This window comes from Rhodococcus sp. 077-4, from assembly GCF_047782425.1.
Lineage (GTDB): Bacteria > Actinomycetota > Actinomycetes > Mycobacteriales > Mycobacteriaceae > Rhodococcoides.
On sequence record NZ_JAJPWC010000005.1, the window covers coordinates 95,615 to 113,974 of the forward strand.

14 protein-coding genes are annotated in these 18,360 nt (G+C 64.8%); 5 read left to right on the forward strand and 9 right to left on the reverse strand.

The features are described from left to right. The first annotated feature begins 74 nt into the window (after positions 1–74). Positions 75–1,631 carry an MFS transporter gene (locus tag ACNEOT_RS22380; protein ID WP_415976803.1) on the forward strand — a complete coding sequence of 519 codons (1,557 nt, stop codon included), beginning with the start codon at positions 75–77 and terminating at the stop codon, positions 1,629–1,631. On the opposite strand, the gene treZ is transcribed toward ACNEOT_RS22380, so the two are convergent. The 4 genes from treZ to ACNEOT_RS22400 all read right to left on the reverse strand — a co-directional run bounded on the left by treZ (position 1,604) and on the right by ACNEOT_RS22400 (position 10,253). After that, positions 1,604–3,346 (reverse strand): malto-oligosyltrehalose trehalohydrolase, encoded by a 1,743-nt coding sequence (gene treZ / locus ACNEOT_RS22385; protein WP_415976804.1) that lies wholly within the window; start codon positions 3,344–3,346, stop codon positions 1,604–1,606. The two genes, ACNEOT_RS22380 and treZ, sit on opposite strands and share 28 nt — an antisense overlap. A gap of 26 nt (positions 3,347–3,372) precedes the next feature. Next, positions 3,373–5,748: a malto-oligosyltrehalose synthase gene (gene treY, locus ACNEOT_RS22390; protein WP_415976805.1), complete on the reverse strand. Its 2,376-nt coding sequence runs from the start codon at positions 5,746–5,748 to the stop codon at positions 3,373–3,375. A 3-nt stretch (positions 5,749–5,751) separates the two neighbouring features. Next, positions 5,752–8,049, reverse strand: a complete 2,298-nt coding sequence (gene glgX / locus ACNEOT_RS22395; protein WP_415976806.1) for a glycogen debranching protein GlgX — start codon at positions 8,047–8,049, stop codon at positions 5,752–5,754. A gap of 77 nt (positions 8,050–8,126) precedes the next feature. Next, positions 8,127–10,253 (reverse strand): acyltransferase family protein, encoded by a 2,127-nt coding sequence (locus tag ACNEOT_RS22400; protein ID WP_415976807.1) that lies wholly within the window; start codon positions 10,251–10,253, stop codon positions 8,127–8,129. Positions 10,254–10,542: 289 nt separating this feature from the next. On the opposite strand from ACNEOT_RS22400, the gene ACNEOT_RS22405 reads away from it, so the two are divergent. Beyond that, on the forward strand, positions 10,543–11,757 hold the full coding sequence (locus ACNEOT_RS22405) for an MFS transporter (RefSeq protein ID WP_415976808.1): 1,215 nt from the start codon (positions 10,543–10,545) through the stop codon (positions 11,755–11,757). Positions 11,758–12,286: 529 nt separating this feature from the next. Here the strand turns inward: ACNEOT_RS22405 and ACNEOT_RS22410 are convergent. Beyond that, positions 12,287–13,084: a MerR family transcriptional regulator gene (locus ACNEOT_RS22410; protein ID WP_415976809.1), complete on the reverse strand. Its 798-nt coding sequence runs from the start codon at positions 13,082–13,084 to the stop codon at positions 12,287–12,289. Positions 13,085–13,216: 132 nt separating this feature from the next. Between ACNEOT_RS22410 and ACNEOT_RS22415 the strand changes: the two genes are divergently transcribed. Next, positions 13,217–14,095, forward strand: coding sequence for a diguanylate cyclase domain-containing protein (locus ACNEOT_RS22415; RefSeq protein WP_415976810.1), 879 nt, complete (start codon positions 13,217–13,219; stop codon positions 14,093–14,095). Between the two features lie 6 nt (positions 14,096–14,101). On the opposite strand, the gene ACNEOT_RS22420 is transcribed toward ACNEOT_RS22415, so the two are convergent. Continuing rightward, positions 14,102–14,698 (reverse strand): CHAP domain-containing protein, encoded by a 597-nt coding sequence (locus ACNEOT_RS22420; RefSeq protein WP_415976811.1) that lies wholly within the window; start codon positions 14,696–14,698, stop codon positions 14,102–14,104. 47 nt (positions 14,699–14,745) lie between these two features. Between ACNEOT_RS22420 and ACNEOT_RS22425 the strand changes: the two genes are divergently transcribed. Beyond that, positions 14,746–15,522 (forward strand): SIR2 family NAD-dependent protein deacylase, encoded by a 777-nt coding sequence (locus ACNEOT_RS22425; RefSeq protein ID WP_415976812.1) that lies wholly within the window; start codon positions 14,746–14,748, stop codon positions 15,520–15,522. Between the two features lie 64 nt (positions 15,523–15,586). Then, a complete protein-coding gene (locus ACNEOT_RS22430; RefSeq protein WP_415976813.1) occupies positions 15,587–15,913 on the forward strand; it encodes a hypothetical protein in 327 nt (108 codons plus the stop codon). 4 nt (positions 15,914–15,917) lie between these two features. Here the strand turns inward: ACNEOT_RS22430 and ACNEOT_RS22435 are convergent, their stop codons facing one another. The 3 genes from ACNEOT_RS22435 to ACNEOT_RS22445 are packed head-to-tail and all read right to left on the reverse strand — an operon-like array spanning position 15,918 to position 18,240. After that, positions 15,918–16,985 carry an ABC transporter permease gene (locus ACNEOT_RS22435; RefSeq protein WP_415976814.1) on the reverse strand — a complete coding sequence of 356 codons (1,068 nt, stop codon included), beginning with the start codon at positions 16,983–16,985 and terminating at the stop codon, positions 15,918–15,920. Next, positions 16,982–17,842 carry an ABC transporter ATP-binding protein gene (locus tag ACNEOT_RS22440; protein WP_415976815.1) on the reverse strand — a complete coding sequence of 287 codons (861 nt, stop codon included), beginning with the start codon at positions 17,840–17,842 and terminating at the stop codon, positions 16,982–16,984. Before ACNEOT_RS22440 ends, ACNEOT_RS22435 begins: the two co-directional genes overlap by 4 nt. Beyond that, positions 17,839–18,240: a GntR family transcriptional regulator gene (locus tag ACNEOT_RS22445; RefSeq protein ID WP_415976816.1), complete on the reverse strand. Its 402-nt coding sequence runs from the start codon at positions 18,238–18,240 to the stop codon at positions 17,839–17,841. The genes ACNEOT_RS22440 and ACNEOT_RS22445 overlap by 4 nt, the downstream gene beginning before the upstream one ends. Between the last annotated feature and the right edge of the window lie 120 nt (positions 18,241–18,360).

Genomic DNA, 18,360 nt, shown 5'->3' on the forward strand with positions numbered 1-18,360 from the left:
CTGGACGGTTGGTACTTGTCGTCGTTCGGACCGGTCCACGGGCTCGACCGAACGCGGAACGTAGGAGTATTGACGTGAGTGACGTGCGCACCGGTTCGGTGCCCGAGGTCGATGGAGCATCTCAGCATCGGGCAACCCCGCGAGACTGGCTCGGGTTGGTGGTCCTGGCCTTCGCCGTACTGCTCATCGCGGTCGACGGCACTGTCCTCGACCTGGCGCTGCCGTTCATCAGCTCGGATCTGGCACCGACCAGCAATCAGCTGCTGTGGATCATCGACGTCTACTCGTTCGTCCTGGCCGGCCTGCTGATCACCATGGGCACGCTCGGAGACCGAATCGGCCGACGCCGATTGCTCCTCATCGGCGCTGCGGGCTTCGGTATCGCCTCGCTCGTCGCTGCCGTCTCGTCCAGCGCGGAGATGCTCATCGCCGCGCGGGTGCTGCAGGGCATCTCCGGCGCGACTCTGATGCCGGCGACTCTCGGACTGATTCGCACCATCTTCCTGAACCCGCGTCAGCGCGTCGCCGCGATCGGCGTGTGGGGCGCAATGGCAGGCGGCGGTGCCGCCGCAGGTCCGCTCGTCGGCGGCTGGTTGCTGGAGCACTTCTGGTGGGGTTCGGTGTTCCTCATCAACATTCCCGTCATGGTCGCGCTGATTGCGTTGGGTCCGTTGGTGATTCCCGAGTCCAAGGATCCGAACCCGGGTCGCTTCGATCTGCCGAGCTCGGCGCTGTCGATGCTCGCTATCGTGCCGATGGTGTTCGCGGTGAAAGAGACTGCGGCACACGGATTCGACATCGTCTACCTACTCTCCGCGGTAGTCGGTGTCATCGCCGGGGTGTTGTTCGTCCGACGGCAGCGGACCCTGGACGCCCCGATGATCGATCTGCGGCTGTTCGCCAACCGGGCGTTCTCGACGGGCGTCGCCACGAACTTCCTGTCGGTGTTCGCCCTCGCCGGCGTGTTGTTCTTCGGTTCGCAGTACCTGCAGCTCGTGCTCGGCAACAGCCCGCTCGAGGCCGGGTTGTTGCTGTTGCCGGGTACGGCCGCCAGTATCGTGACCTCGCTGCTCGCCGCCGTTCTGCTCCGCTACTTCACCGCGGGCACGGTCCTCGGCACCGGAATGTTCGCCGCTGCTGCGGGCGCGGGCGTTCTCGTCGGTCTCGGGACGGACAGCAGCCCGGTGTTGTTCATCGCCGGGTTCGTGCTGGTGGGAGCCGGCGTCGGTGTCGCGATCACCCTGACGTCCGATCTGGTGGTCAGTGCCGTCGAACCGGAGCGGGCGGGGGCTGCGTCCGCCGTGTCGGAAACCGCGTACGAGCTGGGAATCGCGCTGGGAGTGGCGATTCTCGGCACCGTTGTCATGGCCATCTTCCGACGCGGGATCGACACCTCGCAACTGACTCCCGAGCTCGGTGCCCGAGCTGCCGAGACGCTCGGCGGTGCAGATGCGGTGGCTCGTGAGTTGCCGGACTCGGTGGCGACCGTTCTGCTCGATTCCGCACATGCTGCATTCGTGTCGGGCATGCATGTCGCGGCCGTCGCCACCGCGGTGGTGCTGGCCATCACCGCCGTGTTCGTTCTGGTCAATCTACGCAGGCGTCAGGATTCCAGCACGACGACGCAGTGACCGGGAATCGTTGTCGCGGAACCTGTCTCGTCGGAGGTCGTCGGCTCCCACTCGAGCAGTGGTGAGCCGCCGACCGGAACCGTCACAGCGGATTCGGACAGGTTGCACACCACGCTGAGCCGGCCGCGGCGCACGACGATCCACTTGGCGTCCTCGTCGTAGTCCACCTTGACGTGGTCGAGCCACGGATCGGTCAGTTCGGTCCTGTCGCGGCGCAGCTTCAACAGATCGCGGTAGAGCGCCAGCAGTCGTGCATGATCGCCGTCGCCGAGTTCCGACCAGTTCAATTTCGACCGCGTGAACGTCTCGGGATCCTGCGGATCCGGGATGTCGCTCTTGTCCCAGCCGTGTTCGGCGAACTCCGCTTTGCGTCCCTCGGCGGTGGCCTTGCCCAGCTCGGGTTCCGGGTGCGAGGTGAAGAATTGGAACGGTGTCGATGCGCCCCACTCCTCGCCCATGAACAGCATGGGGGTGTACGGCGATGTCAGTACCAGGGCAGCTTTGATCGCGAGCTGGCCGGGGGAGAGGTAGAAGCCCGGTCGGTCGCCGATGGCACGGTTGCCGACCTGGTCATGGGTGGTGGTGTAGGTCACCAGCGAGCTGGCCGGGATCCGTCGGGTGTCCAACGGGCGGCCGTGAATACGACCGCGGAACGTCGAGTACGTTCCGGCGTGAAAGAAGCCCTGCCGCAACGTGTTCGCCAAACCCTGGAGCGAACCGAAGTCGCCGTAGTATCCCTGCCGTTCACCGGAGACCGCGGCGTGGATCGCATGGTGGATGTCGTCGTCCCATTGCGCGTCGAGTCCGTAGCCGCCGCCCGACCGTGCGGTGATCAGCATCGGGTCGTTGAGGTCGCTCTCGGCGATCAGGGTCAGGGGGCGACCCAGATGTGCCGAGAGGCTTCGGGTTTCGATCGAGAGCTGCTCGAGCAGGTGCACGGCAGTGTGGTCGACGATCGCGTGCACCGCGTCCAGGCGCAGCGCGTCGATGTGGAATTCGGAGAACCAGCGCAACGCGTTGTCGAGGGCGTAGCGCCGCACCTCGCCCGAGTCGGCCTCGGCGTAGTTGATCGCCTGCCCCCAGCTGTTGGCACCCTCGGTCATGTAGGGGCCGAACCGGTCGAGGTAGTTGCCGGACGGGCCGAGGTGGTTGTAGACCACGTCGAGGACGACGCCGATACCACGGCGATGGCAGGCGTCGACCAGGCGCTGCAGCCCTTCCGGGCCGCCGTACGCCTCGTGCACGGTGTACCAGAGAACGCCGTCGTAACCCCAGTTGTGCTCGCCGTTGAACCCGTTCACCGGCATGATCTCGACGAACGTCACGCCGAGATCGACGAGGTGATCGAGTTTGCCCACGGCCGCGTCGAACGTGCCTTCGGCGGTGAACGTGCCGATGTGCAGTTCGTAGATCGAGGAACCGGGCAGTTGCCGTCCGGTCCAATCCGAATCGGTCCACAGCGTGGGATCGATTTCGAATACCTGGGACAGCTCGTGCACGCCGTCGGGCTGACGCGGCGACCGCGGATCCGGCAGCGCCTTGTCGGCGTCGTCGAGCAGAAAGCCGTATCGACTGGTCGGTGCGGCGTCGACGTCGGCGTGCCACCATCCGTTCGAGGCGCGCTGCATCGGGTGCACCGTGCCGTCGAGTTGGAGGCGGACTGTTTCCGGGGTCGGTGCCCAGACCTCGAATCGTCGTGTGGCTGTCGATGTCATTGCTGTCGATGTCATTGCTGTCGATGTCACTGTGCCACCGCTTCTTCGTTGTCGCGCACCAGAAGTGCGACCGGGAGTGAGGCGAACACCTCTGCTACGGAGACTGTGCCGGTGTGCTCGGTGTCGGTGATGCGATCACGCCATCGGCCGTCGGGCAGCGTCACGGTTGTCTCACCCCAACCCCGTTCGGACACACCGAGCGACAATCTGGTGGCCAGTGCGATCACGTCGGCGATGCCGGGAACCGGGCCACGTGCGAATCCGAGAAGGTGTTCGGCCGCGGATCCGTCCGCAACGATCGGTGCGTAGGTTCCGCCGACGAAGCTCTCGGGTCGCTCGCGTCGTACGTGCAGCGCGGAACGCACGACGGCCAACTTGGCTGCGCCCGTGGCGAGCGACGGCGTACCGGTGTTCGACGCGGCGAGCATCGACCGGCGTACCGAGTAGTCGACCGGTCTGCGGTTGTCGGGGTCGACGAGCGAGTCCTCCCACAACTCGGTGCCCTGATAGACATCGGGGATACCGGGCCCGGCCAGGTTCAACAATTTCTGGCCCAGCGCGTCGGAATGGCCATGGGGAGCAAGGTTCTCGACGAGCATCGTCATCGAACGCGCGACGGGACCGTCGAAGATCGCGTCGAGCCAGCTGTGGACGGCGGTTTCGAATTCCTCGTCCGGGGCGGTCCACGTCGTGCGCAGCGCGGCCTCGCGGATGGCCTTCTCCGCGTAGGCGTGAACGCGCTCACGCAAGGTCGAGGTAATGACGCCGTCCACCGGCCACACACCGAAGAGGTTCTGCCACAGGAACATTCCGGTCGTACCGTCCGGGCTCGGTGTAGCTTCTTCCCAATCCGCTATCGAACGCGCCCACAACTCGGGCGTCTGGGAGAGCACGCCGATACGCGCCCGCACATCCTCGCCGCGTTTGGTGTCGTGCGTGGACAGTGTGGTCATCGCAGCAGGCCAACGCTTCGCGCGGTCTGCGTTGGTGAGATGGAAAAACGCTGCGCTGCAACCGAATCGGCTGGGATCGCCGCCGACCTCCTGGAGCGAGATCAGTCGGTTGGCGCGGTAGAACAGGCAGTCCTCGACGCCCTTGGCGGTGACGGCACCGCACACCTGGTCGAATCGAACCGGTGATTCGGCTCCGCCGATGAGAGCGGTAGTGAGTGCGCCGAGGCCGTCGGTCAGTTCGGGATGCTCGTCACCGATCTCCGCGATCACACCGGGCAGTACGCCGGCGAGCGGCGCGTAGTCGGTTCGGTACACGGGCACTGCTGCGACGACGGCAACGATCGCGTCGATGACGGATTCGAGGTCGACCGTGGTGCCGGACTCGCGCACGACGGCCCGCGCGAGGCGTCGCACCTCGGGAGACAGATCGCCGCGAGCTACAGCGGTCTTGAGTTCGAGCTCTGTTTCGTGCAGCGTCTCGGCGTCGAATGCGATGCCCGAGCGCACCTGCGACAGCGCGGTGAGTGCATGCACGCCCTCGGGATCGACGAACACTCCGCCGACCGCGGCCAATGCGTCGTATCCGGTCGTACCGTCGACGGGAAGAGATTCGTCGAGGGGTTCGCCGTCGGCCAGGATCTTCTCGATGACCAGCCACCGGTCGGGACCGAGGAGTCCGCGTAGCTCGGTGAGGTAACCGGCGGGGTCGGCCAGCCCATCGGGATGGTCGACGCGCAGTCCGTCGATCAGACCGTCCTCGATCCAACTTGCCACCTGGCGATGGGAGTCGGTGAAGACGTCGAGGTCTTCCTGCCGGATTCCGGCCAGGCCGTTGACCGAGAAGAACCGTCGGTACCCGATCAGCCCGTCGGACCAGCTCACCAGCCGGTAGGACTGCCGGTCGTGCACGGCCTGCGCATCCTCGCCGTCGGTGCCGTCTGCGATGGGGAAGCGGTGCTCGTAGAACGCCAGTAGTGGCTCGTCCTCCGATCGGTCGATCGTCAGCTCGCCGACATCGCTTGCGCTACCGAGGACGGGGATGGCGATCTTGCCGTCCACCCCGTTGTCGGCTCCGAAGTCGATGTCGAAGTACGTCGAGTACTCGGAATCGCGGCCGCGGCGCAGTACGTCCCACCACCACGCATTCTGTCGCGGATCCTCGACACCGACGTGGTTGGGCACGATGTCGACGATGATCCCCATGCCCAGTTCGGCTGCACGAGAATGCAACTGCGTCAATGCATCTCGTCCCCCCAGTGCGGCCGAGACCGTCCCGGTGTCGGTGACGTCGTACCCGTGCGTCGACCCGTCCGTTGCCGTCAGGATCGGCGACAGATAGAGGTGGGTGACGCCGAGGTCGTGCAGGTACTCGACCACGTCGGAGGCGTCGGCCAGGGTGAAGGCATCGCCCCGCAGTTGTAACCGGTATGTACTGGTGGGCAGCGGCATGTGTCAGGCAGTCTTTCGTAGAACGAGCAGGGAACGAGCGGTGACTTCCACCGGTGTACCCGCTTCGATCGTTTTCTCACTTGTCCCGGTTCGTGAGGCGGTGTTCAGTGCCACCGTCCACTCCTTGGCGTAGCCCCCGTCCGGGGTCACGAACTCGATGGTCTCGTGATGTGCGTTGAAGCACAGCAGGAACGAGTCGTCCACCACGCGCTCGCCGCGCTGATTCGGCTCCGGGATTCCGTCGCCGTTGAGGAACACGGTGAGCGACTTGCCGAACCCGCTGTCCCAGTCCTCGGGGGTCATCTCCTCGCCCGCGGGGGTGAGCCAGGCGATGTCGCGTGCCTGCTCGCCGGTTCGAATGGGTCGGCCCTCGAAGAATCGTCGACGACGGAACACGGGGTGATCGGCGCGCAGCGCGATGGCGTTGCGGGTGAACTCGATCAGTTCGGCGTTCTTCTCGGCCAACGACCAGTCCATCCAGGCCAGTTCGGAGTCCTGGCAGTAGACGTTGTTGTTGCCCTGCTGGGTGCGGGCCATCTCGTCGCCGTGGGCGATCATCGGCGTGCCCTGGCTGAGCAGCAGCGTCGCCATGATGTTGCGGATCTGGCGCGCGCGCAGGTCCAGGATCTCGGGGTCGTCCGTCGGGCCCTCCACGCCACAGTTCCACGAGCGGTTGTGGCTCTCGCCGTCGTTGTTGTCCTCACCGTTGGCGTCGTTGTGCTTGTCGTTGTACGACACCAGATCGTTGAGCGTGAACCCGTCGTGCGCGATGACGAAGTTGATGCTGGCGCCGGGGCGACGGCCGGTGGCCTCGTACAGGTCCGAGGATCCGGTGAGCCTCGACGCGAATTCGCCGAGAGTGGCCGGCTCACCGCGCCAGTAATCGCGCACGGTATCGCGGTACTTGCCGTTCCATTCCGTCCACAGGCCGGGGAAGTTGCCCACCTGGTAACCGCCCTCGCCGACGTCCCAGGGCTCGGCGATCAACTTGACCTGGCTGACGACCGGATCCTGTTGGACCAGATCGAAGAACGCGCTCAGGCGATCGACGTCGTGCAATTCGCGGGCCAGAGTGGATGCGAGATCGAACCGGAACCCGTCGACGTGCATTTCGGTCACCCAGTACCGCAGTGAATCCATGATGAGTTGCAGCGTGTGGGGGTGGCGCGCGTTGAGGCTGTTGCCGGTACCGGTGTAATCCATGTAGTGCTCGAGGTCGCCGTCGACGAGTCGGTAGTAGGCGGCGTTGTCGATGCCACGGAAGCTGATGGTCGGGCCCATGTGGTTGCCCTCGGCGGTGTGGTTGTAGACCACGTCGAGGATCACCTCGATACCGGCGGCGTGGAAGGACCGAACCATGGCCTTGAATTCGGTGACGGCCGCACCGGGGGACTGATGGGAGGAATACTCCGCGTGCGGGGCCAGGAAACCGAAGGTGTTGTAGCCCCAGTAGTTTCGCAATCCCTTGTCCAGCAGAACCTGATCCTGCATGAACTGGTGCACCGGCATCAGTTCGATGGCCGTGACGCCCAGGTGATTGAGATGATCGATGATCACCGGATGCGCCAGGCCGGCGTAGGTGCCGCGCTCGGCCTCGGGAATCTCGGGATGGTTGATCGTCATGCCCTTGACGTGGGCCTCGTAGATCACTGTTTCGTGATAGGGCCGCTTGGGGGCGCGGTCGGCCTGCCAGTCGAAGAACGGGTTGATCACGACGGTCGTCATCGTGTGTCCGAGCGAATCATGTTGTGGAAAGTCGTCGTTCGGCACGTCGTCGTGTGCGATGGGAGCTTCCTCGACGATCTCGCCGTCGGGATCGGCCAGATCGGATGCGTCCTCGAACGGGGCCTCGGCGTCGAGCAGATCCTCGTCCGCCGACGCGTCCACCTCCGGTTCCTGAGCCGGAGTGTCCACCGATTCGGTGTCCATGTTGTACGAGAACAGTGAGCGGTCCCCGTCGAACGATCCCTCGAACGCTTTCCCGTACGGATCGACCAGCAGCTTGCTCGGGTCGCAGCGATGCCCGGCAGCCGGATCCCACGGACCGTGAACGCGGTAGCCGTAGCGCTGACCCGGAACCACCGTGGGCAGATATGCATGCCACACGTAACCGTCGGACTCCTCGAAACGGATGCGGGTCTCGGTTCCGTCATCGGCGATCAGGCACAGATCCACCGCCTCCGCGACCTCGGAAAACAGTGCGAAATTGGTTCCTGCTCCGTCGTAGGTCGCGCCGAGCGGATAAGCGGATCCCGGCCATACTGCGATGGCAGGCGTGTCGTCGGAGGCTTCGTGCAGCATGGATCAACCCTACTGTGACGGGTGGGCCCGGGCTTACCGAGCGCGGGCCGCATGCCCCCGGCCCCGGACCGACCGGATCACGGTCCGGCCCACCAGCCCGTGGCCGATCCCACCTGTCGGCCGAGCTCGGTGGTCAGGGTTCGCACGTAGGTCGCGGTCAGATGATGCTCGTCGCGGTAGATCAGGACGTTTCCCTGTTCGGCGCGACAGACGGTGTCGTCGCACACCGCATCGGACAGGTCGAGGGCGGAGAAACCGCGCAGGGCGAACGAGGACGCAAGGGCCGGGTTGACCGGATCCAACGCGTCGTTCCTGGGGATGCCGCACGAGGTTGCCGTGCCGCCGTCGGCGAGGCAGTCGATGGCCCGATACGCGAGCCACGGAGTGTCTCGCACGCCGAGTACTCCGACGCCGTCCGCGGCCAGTTGCCGCCAGACTGCCGCGTACCAGGTGGGGGTGTAGTCACCGGGCGAGTCCTCCCGAGGGCGGGTTGCCGTGGTGAACACGTAGTCCGGCTGCATGTCGGCGATGTCGGCGAGGACGGTCCGAGTCCAGTCCAGGCAATCCGGGTATTCGTTGGGGCCGAGCATCGGCATCGTGTCCGTGCTCAGCGGGCATCCCATCTTGAGGAACGTGACCACCGCGAAGCCGTGCGTGCGACCCAGCGCGTCGAGGGCCGTGACCCAGTGCTCGGCGTGTGAGCTGCCGGCCAGCACGATGGTTCGGGTGGCGTCGACGTCGCCGTATGTGCACGAGAGTGCATCCGAAGTCTCGAAGTCCGCGATGCAACCCTCGATGGTGGTGGCGGGTAGGTCCTCGGCGGCGGAGTATAGAGGTGGGATCGAATCCGCCGGGTCCGCTCGAATACCGTCGGTCAGTTCGAGAGCCCCCGGATGGGTCGTCTCGTCGACCGATCCATCGGCCTGTACGGCGGTGATCGACCGGCCGATGTGAACGTTCCATCCGATCGAACCCGCAGTGACGGCGACTGCGGCGACCACCGCACAGACGGTCACGGCAATGCGACCCGGCGTGAACGTAGTCGATCGTGAGGGTCGCTCGATGAACCGGACGGTGAGCCATGCCAGGACGACCGAGGTCGCGACGATGCCGAGACCACCGAGGAGATCGGCGTTGGACCGACCGTTCGTCGAAAGGTAGAAGATCAGTAGCGGCCAGTGCCATAGATACAGCGGAAAGGCGATGGATCCGATCCAGGCGAAGAACCGGTTGGAGAGCGTCGCCGCCACTGCGGTCTCGGAGCCCGCGAAAATCAGCGCGAGGGTGGCCAGTACCGGAATCAGAGCCAGGGGACCGGGAAATGCAGTCACGCCGTCCACCAGAAAGCCGCACGCGACGATGACCACGATTGCGACACCGGCCATGACTCCGCGCGCTGTCGACCACATTCGGGTGCTCGGGGGCGAACCCTCGACGGAGGTGTCGCTGCGCGCGGCGAACAGGGCGGCAACTGCGGCTCCGAGCATGATCTCCCACAGCCGGGCCCCGGTGTCGTAGTAGTTCCAGGCCTGATGGCGTCGAACACCGTCCGCCGCGTACACGAATGAGCACAGCGCGATGACCAGGAAGATCACCGCGAAGGTGCGCGGGGTGAGACTTCGCGGTCCCTCGGGTCGCGCGATGCGCCGGACCCACGCGAGCCCGAACACGATGGCAATGGCCAGTAGATAGAACTGGAACTGCACAGCTACCGACCACAGGTGCTGAACAGGACTCACCGAGGGGTCGGCTGCAAGATAGTCGTTCGCAGTCGTCGCCAGCTGCCAGTTCACGAAGTAGAAGACACCGGCGACCAGTTGATCGCCCAGATCGGCCCAACGGGTGCGCGGGAGCCAGAACACCGATGCCAGAAACACGGCCAGCAAGGTGATCAGCAGCGGCGGCCCGAGCCTGCGGAGTACCCGGGTGATGCGGGTGAGTGGGTTCAGGCTCGCGCCGGCCTCGGCAGATCGCAGCAGGGAAGCGGTGAAGAAGAAGCCGGACAGCGTGAGAAACACGTCGACGCCACCGGAGACGCGACCCATCCAGATGTGGAACACGACGACGAGGGCGATGGCTATCCCACGCAGGCCGTCGAGGTCCCGTCGTTGGGGTGGTCTCGGCTGTATGCCCGACAAAGCGGAGGTACCGGCCGGGGACTGGGCGATCGCCTCGGTGTCGGCGCTGCTCTGGGGTGCGTGCATGGAAAAGATGTGGCTTCCGGCTGTCGATCGACCACTCGGTCGGCGGTCGCGGTCGGTGGTGCCCGATTCGTGTGCAATCAGGTCCGGACGCAAACACTACGTGTACGGGAGGTGAAGTACCCCTCGGAGTCCGTTGTGCGTCGATGGAAGCAGCTCGGAGGAGACGGCGGCCGGGGCCGGATGGACGGCTTGCGCACATAGCAAGCGTATGCAAGCATTTGAAGAGCGCGTGCAACTACACGCCATCGCTATATAAATGCGTACGCATCTACTATCGGGAGTCTCTGACATGCCACTCGGCTTGCTCGCCCTCGCAATCGGCGGATTCGGCATCGGATTGACCGAATTCGTCATCATGGGTCTGTTGCCCGAAGTCGCGGCCGACTTCGCGGTGTCCGAGGCCACTGCCGGATGGCTCATCACCGGCTATGCGCTCTCCGTCGTCGTCGGGGCCCTGGTCGTCACCGCCGCGGTGACTCGGTTTCCTCGTAAGAACGTTCTGCTGGCGCTGATGTGCCTGTTCATCGCAGGCAATCTGGTGTCCGCTCTGTCGAGTAGTTACGAGATGATGCTTCTCGGCCGTGTCGTCGCAGCCCTGTGCCACGGGGCCTTCTTCGGCATCGGTGCCGTAGTGGCGGCGAGCTTGGTCGAGCCCGCCAAGAAGGCGGGCGCCATCGCCATGATGTTCGCCGGCCTCACCGCCGCCAACGTCCTCGGCGTTCCGTTCGGCACATTCCTGGGTCAGAACTACGGTTGGCGTTCGACGTTCTGGGCCATCACGGTGATCGGCGTCGTGGCACTCATCGGTGTGGCAGCGCTCGTTCCACGAGACACGGGAGACGGCGAACCGAGCAACCTGCGCCGTGAACTGCGTGCGTTCCGGTCAGGGCAGGTGTGGTTGTCCATCGTGGTGACGGTGCTCGGTTTCGGCGGCATGTTCGGCGCGTTCACCTATATTGCCTTCACGCTCACCGAGGTCAGCGGATTCGCATCGAGTTCGGTGCCGTGGCTGCTCGTTCTCTTCGGCGGCGGGCTGTTCGTCGGCAACTACCTCGGCGGCAAGGCTGCGGACCGAAATCTCACTGCCACTCTCGTTGTTCTGCTCGGTGCGCTGACCGTCGTACTGGTCTTCTTCGCGCTCACCGCGGAGAGTCGCCCGGCAACGATCGCATCTCTCGTACTCATGGGTGCGTTCGGATTCGCAACCGTTCCAGGACTGCAGATGCGGGTGATGTCGTATGCACCCGACGCTCCGACGATGGCGTCCGGGGCGAACATCGCCGCGTTCAATCTCGGAAACGCGTTGGGCGCGTGGCTCGGTGGAGTCACCATCTCGGCCGGTCTCGGCTACACCTCGCCCATCTGGGCCGGATCCGGCATCACGGTGCTCGCCCTGGTGGTTCTGTTGTTCGCGACCGCTCTGCTGCGACGGGCCACGCCGGAGCCGGCCTCGGGGGCGGGCCGGGTGAGCGCCGCCACCAGTGCTGCAGGATCGTCCACCTGAAGACCGAACGAGTGAGCGGAACCTTCGATTCGCCACCGCTGCAGGGGCGCGGGAACGACGACTGTTGTTGCACAGGACAACTCGATGTCGACGGTGGTGCCGTCCTGATTCGGCAGAACGAGACGTCCGCCGTCGAGGTACGGGGACACGGCTCCATAGCGGCGGTGAATACGGGCAGAAACGATGTTCGCTCGGTCCACCGCCGCGACAACCGTGCCGGACGCGCGCAGGGTGAGTGTCGTCGGTGAGAGAACATGGGGGTGCGCGCGAGCCCGGGCCACGGACGAGGCGAGCATCACCAAGGACGCTATGGACATGGCTGCGATCGCCGCGCTGATCCAGGGCACCGGAATCAGCAGATGCAGAACGACCATTTCGACGAGTGTTGCGACACCGAACATCAGCGGCATTCCGAGCGTGCCGCGTACCGCTGGGAACACCGTCGAGCCCGCGGCTACCGGCGCATGCCGCCCCCGCGCCCACAGCAGCAGTGCGTGCCACCTGCCGACCCGAACCGGGGTGTCGTCCGTCATCGTGAGTCTCCTGATCGACGAGTGTGGGGGCTGTGCAGATACGCCGTGGCGCGAATGATGACCGCGCGTTGTGCAGGGTCGGGGACGATGTCGTCGATGCCGAGTGGGCCGGCCGCATCGGCAGTCGAATCGGCTTCCGTCTCCGCGACGGAGAGCGCGTCGAGCATCGACGCCAATTCTGTTGCGAGAAAATCGATGTCGTGTTCGGCGTCGTGGAGGCTTCGGCCTTCGAGTGCGCCGAATCCACGCAGGAGGCCCAGGTACTTCTGTCGAGCATCGGTATCGGTGAGCGTCGCAGTCATCGTCTCGAAGAACGACGCGGGGACGGTGCCCGATATCGCCATCACCTCGAGAAGATCACGGTCGCGGAGCAAGGCCTCCCGTTCGGTCTCGTCGGCGGCATCGATCAATGCGGCCAGTGTGTCCGCCGCGTCGTGCGGTAAGGCCGACAGCGGACGATGCGCGACGGCGTCGTCGAGCAAGGCGGAGAGCCGAGTATGTTTGTGCGCCAGGGTCTTCTGCTCCGATTCGATTCCGGTCAGTAGTGCCCGTAGATCGGCCACCACGTCGCTTTCGTCGCCGGCGGACCCGTCGAGGGCGGCCGCAACAGCTCCCAGGGGCATCCCGCAGTCGGCCAGCCAGCGGATTCTCATCAGTCGCACCACGTCGTCGATCGTGTATTCGCGATAGCCGTTGGCCAGGCGGCGTGGCTCACCGAGTAGGCCGAGACGGTGATAGTGGCGCACTGTTCGAGGTGTCGTTCCGGCGGCGTCGGCCAGGGATCCGATTCTCATGCGTCCAGTGTGAACCTTGACGCTACGTCAAGGTCAAGACCGGCGGCCGGGGCTTCGGAGCGGCCTGCTGCGAGGCACCGCGTATCCTCGGTGTCGACGTGCGATTCGACGTGGCTCGCACTGTTCGAGGAAGTGACCTGGCTGAAGATGGTCGACACCGATCGTTGGTATCGGGACATGTTCGAGGCCAGCACGGTCGCATTGGCCCTCGCCGACGAGAACGGATTGCTCGTTCTCGCGAACGAGGCGTACGCGGCCATTGTCGGTTGTCCACGCCATCTTCTGGCGGGCCGGTCCTCTCGCGAGTTCACTCATCCCGACGATCTGGCTCAGCACGCCGCCATGGAACAGATCATGGACGACGCCAAGGAGCGTGGAGAGTCGGTCCACCTCGAAAAGCGTTACCTCCATCCTGACGGTACGGTCCGGTGGGGTTGGGTTTCGGCCAGTGAGGTTCCGGGGCCAGGGGGAGCGCGGTGGACCATGGCCGTCGTGCACGACACCACCGATCGGCGGCGCGTCGAGGACGACCTACGCGAGGCCGCTCGGACCGATGCCCTCACCGGTCTGCTCAACCGGCGTGGATGGCGAGATCGGTTGCATCAGCTGACAACACCGCGAGGTGCCGATGTCGCACTGGCTCTTGCGATGGTCGACTTCGATCGGTTCAAGTCGTACAACGACAAGTACGGGCACGGCCGAGGAGACCAGCTGTTGGTCCGGTTCTCCGCTGCCGCCATGGACCTGCTCGGTGGCCGAGCCTCGATGGCCAGGTGGGGCGGCGAGGAGTTCGCTCTCGTGATGCCCGGTGTGGGTTCGACGACCATGTCCGCTGTGCTGGCCGAGTTGGCCGCGGTCGTCCCCGATGCCCAGACCTTTTCTGCCGGATACACGACGTTGCGTGTGGGCGAAACCGTCGACGACTGCTTCGACCGCGCGGATATGTTGCTGTATCGGGCCAAACGAGACGGCGGCGCGCGTTCGTACGGCGACGACTCGTGCCCGACGTAGAAGCTGTCAGCTCTGCAGGCGGCCGAATCCTACGACGCCCGAATCGGATCGGTAGTCCAGCGTGTGCACCCGGATCTTGCCTGCTTCGTTACCGCCGACGGTGACGGCCTCGTCGCCGTCGACCGCGACGATCACGTTGGTGTGTTGGCCGATCCAACTGGTGTTGTCGTACAGCACCACATCGCCCACCGACGGGGTGTAATCGCCGACGGCCTCGAATCGGCCCTGCTCCTGGTAGTACTCCTGCAGCGTGTAGACGCCGGGTATGCGCCACGAACCGGAGTTGGGGTTCGAGAGCGGCATGTCCGCTTCCTTCATGATCCAGCTGACGAAATCGGCGCACCACGCTTCCTCGATGCCCTCGGCGTAGAACGTTCCCGGCCGCTGCTGCTCGTGCTCGGTTCGCAGGAGTTCGACCACCCGGGCCTGGTCGGTGGTCAACTCGCTGGTGTTCACCTCGGGGAAGGCCTCGGTATCCCAGGGAAAGTAACGGCTCGGTGCCAGCCAGAGAACTCCGACGGCCACGACTACGACCACAGCGGCGCACGCCGCCGACAACAGAGGCCAGCGTCGTCGGGTACGCGCAGTGGTGTCGATGCTCATGCGACCACGGTAGCGCGACCGGCGACAGACCTCGGCACAATAGCGGTGTGACCGCTCCCGAGGATCAGCCGCCCGTCGTCGTACCGACTCCGCTTGCGATCGCTGCACGAGAGGCTTCGCGCATTGCGGTCCTGACTGGAGCGGGCATGTCCGCCGAATCGGGGATAGCAACATTTCGCGACGCCCGGACCGGGTTGTGGAAGGACTTCGACCCCCAGGACCTCGCCAGCCCCGAGGGCTGGTCGGCCGACAGCGATCTGGTGTGGGGATGGTATCGGTGGCGAGCCGAGTTGGTTCGGCGCTCCGAGCCCAATGCCGGTCACGTGGCACTGGCGCGGTGGCAGAAGCAGGCGCATGTCGACATCGCCACGCAGAATGTCGACGACCTGCACGAGCGAGCCGGGGCCAGAGTGCTCTCGCACGTGCACGGCAGTTTGTTCGAGCCGTACTGCAGCGACTGTGGGACACGTGCTGCTTTCGACGACACCGGCGATGTGCCGGCCGAGGCTGATCAGCGGGTCCCGCCGCCGGAGTGCCCGCTGTGCGGCGGGCTGATCCGGCCCGGTGCAGTGTGGTTCGGCGAATCACTTCCCGAGGACGCCTGGGCAGCGGCCGAGAATGCAGTACGCAATGCCGACCTCGTGCTCGTCGTCGGCACGTCAGGTGTCGTCTACCCCTTCGCCGGACTGCCTGCCATCGCGCGCAGCGCCGGCGCGACGGTCGTCGAGATCAACCCGGTCGACACCGAGGTCTCGGATATGGCCGATCACCGATGGCGCACCACTGCCGCGGTGGGACTGCCCGCACTGGTTGCGCAACTGTGACTTCTGGACATCGATTCGGAGTTACGGTGAGGGCCCACGACCGAGAGCAAAGGAGGCCCAACCGATGTGGGGTTACTCGCTCATCGCACTGGCATTGGCCTGTTCGTCCCTCGGCGCCTGGTGGGCCGCGGTCGACTACAGCGGACGTCGAATGCCGTCAGGGTCGCAGCGTCACACATGGGACAAGAGCAGGCGCGTCCGCCGAATCGAGTTCGTGGCGTGGCTGTCCGCTTTTTTCGGTGCGATAGCTGTTGCGAACCAGCTGTGGATGTCGAACCCGTGGGTGACCGGCGCCTTCGTTTGCGCGATCATGGTGCTCGTCAACGGCCTTCCCGCCTTCCTGATTACGTTGGTGCACAACCGGAAACCGGAGTCTGTGTCCCCGATGTAGGCGATCACGGTCGCAATCTCCGCACCAGGACAAGCGAAATCCCACCGAACAGCGCAGCAACCACCAAAGACAATGCCGTCTCGATCGCCTGGAACCGCCAGAACAGCCGATCCTCGTGGTACTTCGTCTCGAAGGCTTCGGCGCCCTGACCTCGGATGCATTCGAGCAGAATTCGGGAGTTGTCCGCGCTGCGGCGGTCGGAGTACTGCTCGTACTCGGCGACCGTCTCGAACTCGCTCATGTCTCGGTAGTCGTTCGGCCAGGTGCACTTCTGCAGATCGATTGCCACGGCACCACCGTTCCCGTCGACATAGTCCGACGAGACGGTCCAGCGCGAATAGATTTCTATCGAGTCCAGGGGTTGGTAGAAGTCCGGTGTCCCTCCGTACATCTCGTTGGCCTTCTGTTCCAGCGACAGTCGTTCGACCTGAGGTGTCGCGTAGTGCTCGCGAATCTGCGTCGGCAGCAGCGCCAGAAGCGCAGTGGACACGACGACGGTCGTGATCATTGCGGCGATCGTGTTCCGCATGGCCAGCGCGCATGCTGCGCCGAGCATCAGGCCCACGGCCGTGTAGGCACCTGCCACGAATCCGGTTGCGCCGAAGGTGGGGAAGTCCAAGCGGGATTCGCCCGCGCCGGAGAACGACATCGTGAATTCGTCTGGGGCGGTGCCGTATTTCGCCGCGTAGAGTACGCATCCGAGCACTGCCACGGAGAGCATCGTCGGAACGAACACGACGAGCACGCGCACGCCGTACCACCGCCGTCTGCTCACCGATTGAGTCAGTCCGAGTACGTGAGTTCGGCGTTCGAGGTCGCGGGAGAACACGGTCACGCCGACGAAGGCACCGAGTACGACCGGTAGCACGATCGTCAGAAGGATGGCTACTGTCTGTGTGGTCTCCGCCAGGCATTCTGTTGCTTCGAACGATAGACAGCCCTGCAAGTACGTTGTCGGCACCACACCTCCGTCGATCAGTGTGATGACAAATGTGATGACCGCCAACAGCAGTGGGGTCAGTACCCCGAACAGGATCGTTGCGCGGAATTGTCTCCACGTCACCCAGATCATGCCGCCACCTCCGCACCGAGGTGAGCGAGTACGACGTCGTCGAGGGTGGCGTCTTCTACGGTCCAGCCCGGTCCGGCAGTATCCGGTCTGGTGCCGTGAACAACGAATACTGTTGCACCGGAACCTGATACCTCGGATACGATCACGCCGTCGTCGACGGTGGGTTCGGCATCGGTGCCACCGACGAGGAGGTAGTGCTCGGAGGTTATGGCATCGAGTTCACCGTCGAGTCGAATTCTTCCGTCGCGCAACAGGAGTAACCGATCGGCGACGTCGACGAGTTCGGACAGCACGTGTGACGACAGGATGATTGTTGTGCCGTTCTCGGCTGCGTCGCGCATCAGTGTTCGGGCGACGGCGCGTCGAGCGACCGGATCGAGGTCGGCGAGAGGCTCGTCGAGCAGAAGCACTTCCGGTCGTCTTCCCAGGGCGAGGGCGAGGGCAACACGGGTGCGATGGCCGGGGGAGAGTGACTTGACGCGCGTGGAGGCCGAAATTCCGGCGGCGTCGACCAGCTCCGTGGCGTAGGCGTCGTCCCAGTGCGCGTTGGTGTTTCGGCCGAAGTGGAGCATGTCGGCGACGGTGAAGTGCGGGTACAGGGGTTTGTGCTGCGCCAGGTAGGACAGGCCGGGTGAAATGCCGCCGTTGCCCACTGCTTCACCCAGTACCCGGATGGTTCCGCCGTCCGGCGAGAGCAGCCCGACAGCCAGCGACATCAGAGTCGACTTGCCGGCACCGTTGGACCCGACCAGCGCAGTGACGCTTCCTCTTTCGATGGCGAACGAGCATCGGTCCAGTACGGTCTTGCGGCGGAACGACTTGACCACCTCGTCCATGGTGAGAACCGCGTCGGTCATGATTCGTCTCTTTCCGGTCGGTCGAAGTGCGCGTCGAGTGCTGCGGTGAGGATGGCCTCGAGATCCGGTCTGTCCAGTCCTGCTGCACGGCAGTGGCGAATCCAGCGGGCGAGTTCTGCTTCGAGTGCCGATCTTTCGGCCATGCCGGGTTTCGCCAGCGATGCGACCACGAAGGTTCCCGACCCGGTCCGTGGTTCGACCAGGCCTTCTCGTTCGAGTTCGCGGTAGGCCTTGAGCACGGTGTTCGGGTTGATGGCCAGCGCCGTGACCACGTCCTTCGCTGTCGGCAGCTTGTCGCCGACAGTCAGCGATCCGAGGCGCAGTGCCTGTTTGGTCTGCAGTATCAGTTGGACATAGGTGGGGATGCCGGACTGACGATCGATGCGGTATGCGATCACCAGAACCCTTTCACTAGTTGATTAGTGGAAGACGGTAATGCGTACTGCTCGGTTTGTCCAGGTTTCGGGGTTGGAGCTGGGCGGAGCCGCACTCGGTACTGTGGGGACGAACGTTTCTTC

Coding starts and splice junctions, on each gene's coding strand:
- treZ (WP_415976804.1), bottom strand. CDS start 3,346: ATGACATCGACAGCCACACGACGATTCGAGGTCTGGGCACCGACCCCG.
- treY (WP_415976805.1), bottom strand. CDS start 5,748: ATGCCGCTGCCCACCAGTACATACCGGTTACAACTGCGGGGCGATGCC.
- glgX (WP_415976806.1), bottom strand. CDS start 8,049: ATGCTGCACGAAGCCTCCGACGACACGCCTGCCATCGCAGTATGGCCG.
- ACNEOT_RS22400 (WP_415976807.1), bottom strand. CDS start 10,253: ATGCACGCACCCCAGAGCAGCGCCGACACCGAGGCGATCGCCCAGTCC.
- ACNEOT_RS22405 (WP_415976808.1), top strand. CDS start 10,543: ATGCCACTCGGCTTGCTCGCCCTCGCAATCGGCGGATTCGGCATCGGA.
- ACNEOT_RS22410 (WP_415976809.1), bottom strand. CDS start 13,084: ATGAGAATCGGATCCCTGGCCGACGCCGCCGGAACGACACCTCGAACA.
- ACNEOT_RS22420 (WP_415976811.1), bottom strand. CDS start 14,698: ATGAGCATCGACACCACTGCGCGTACCCGACGACGCTGGCCTCTGTTG.
- ACNEOT_RS22430 (WP_415976813.1), top strand. CDS start 15,587: ATGTGGGGTTACTCGCTCATCGCACTGGCATTGGCCTGTTCGTCCCTC.
- ACNEOT_RS22435 (WP_415976814.1), bottom strand. CDS start 16,985: ATGATCTGGGTGACGTGGAGACAATTCCGCGCAACGATCCTGTTCGGG.
- ACNEOT_RS22440 (WP_415976815.1), bottom strand. CDS start 17,842: ATGACCGACGCGGTTCTCACCATGGACGAGGTGGTCAAGTCGTTCCGC.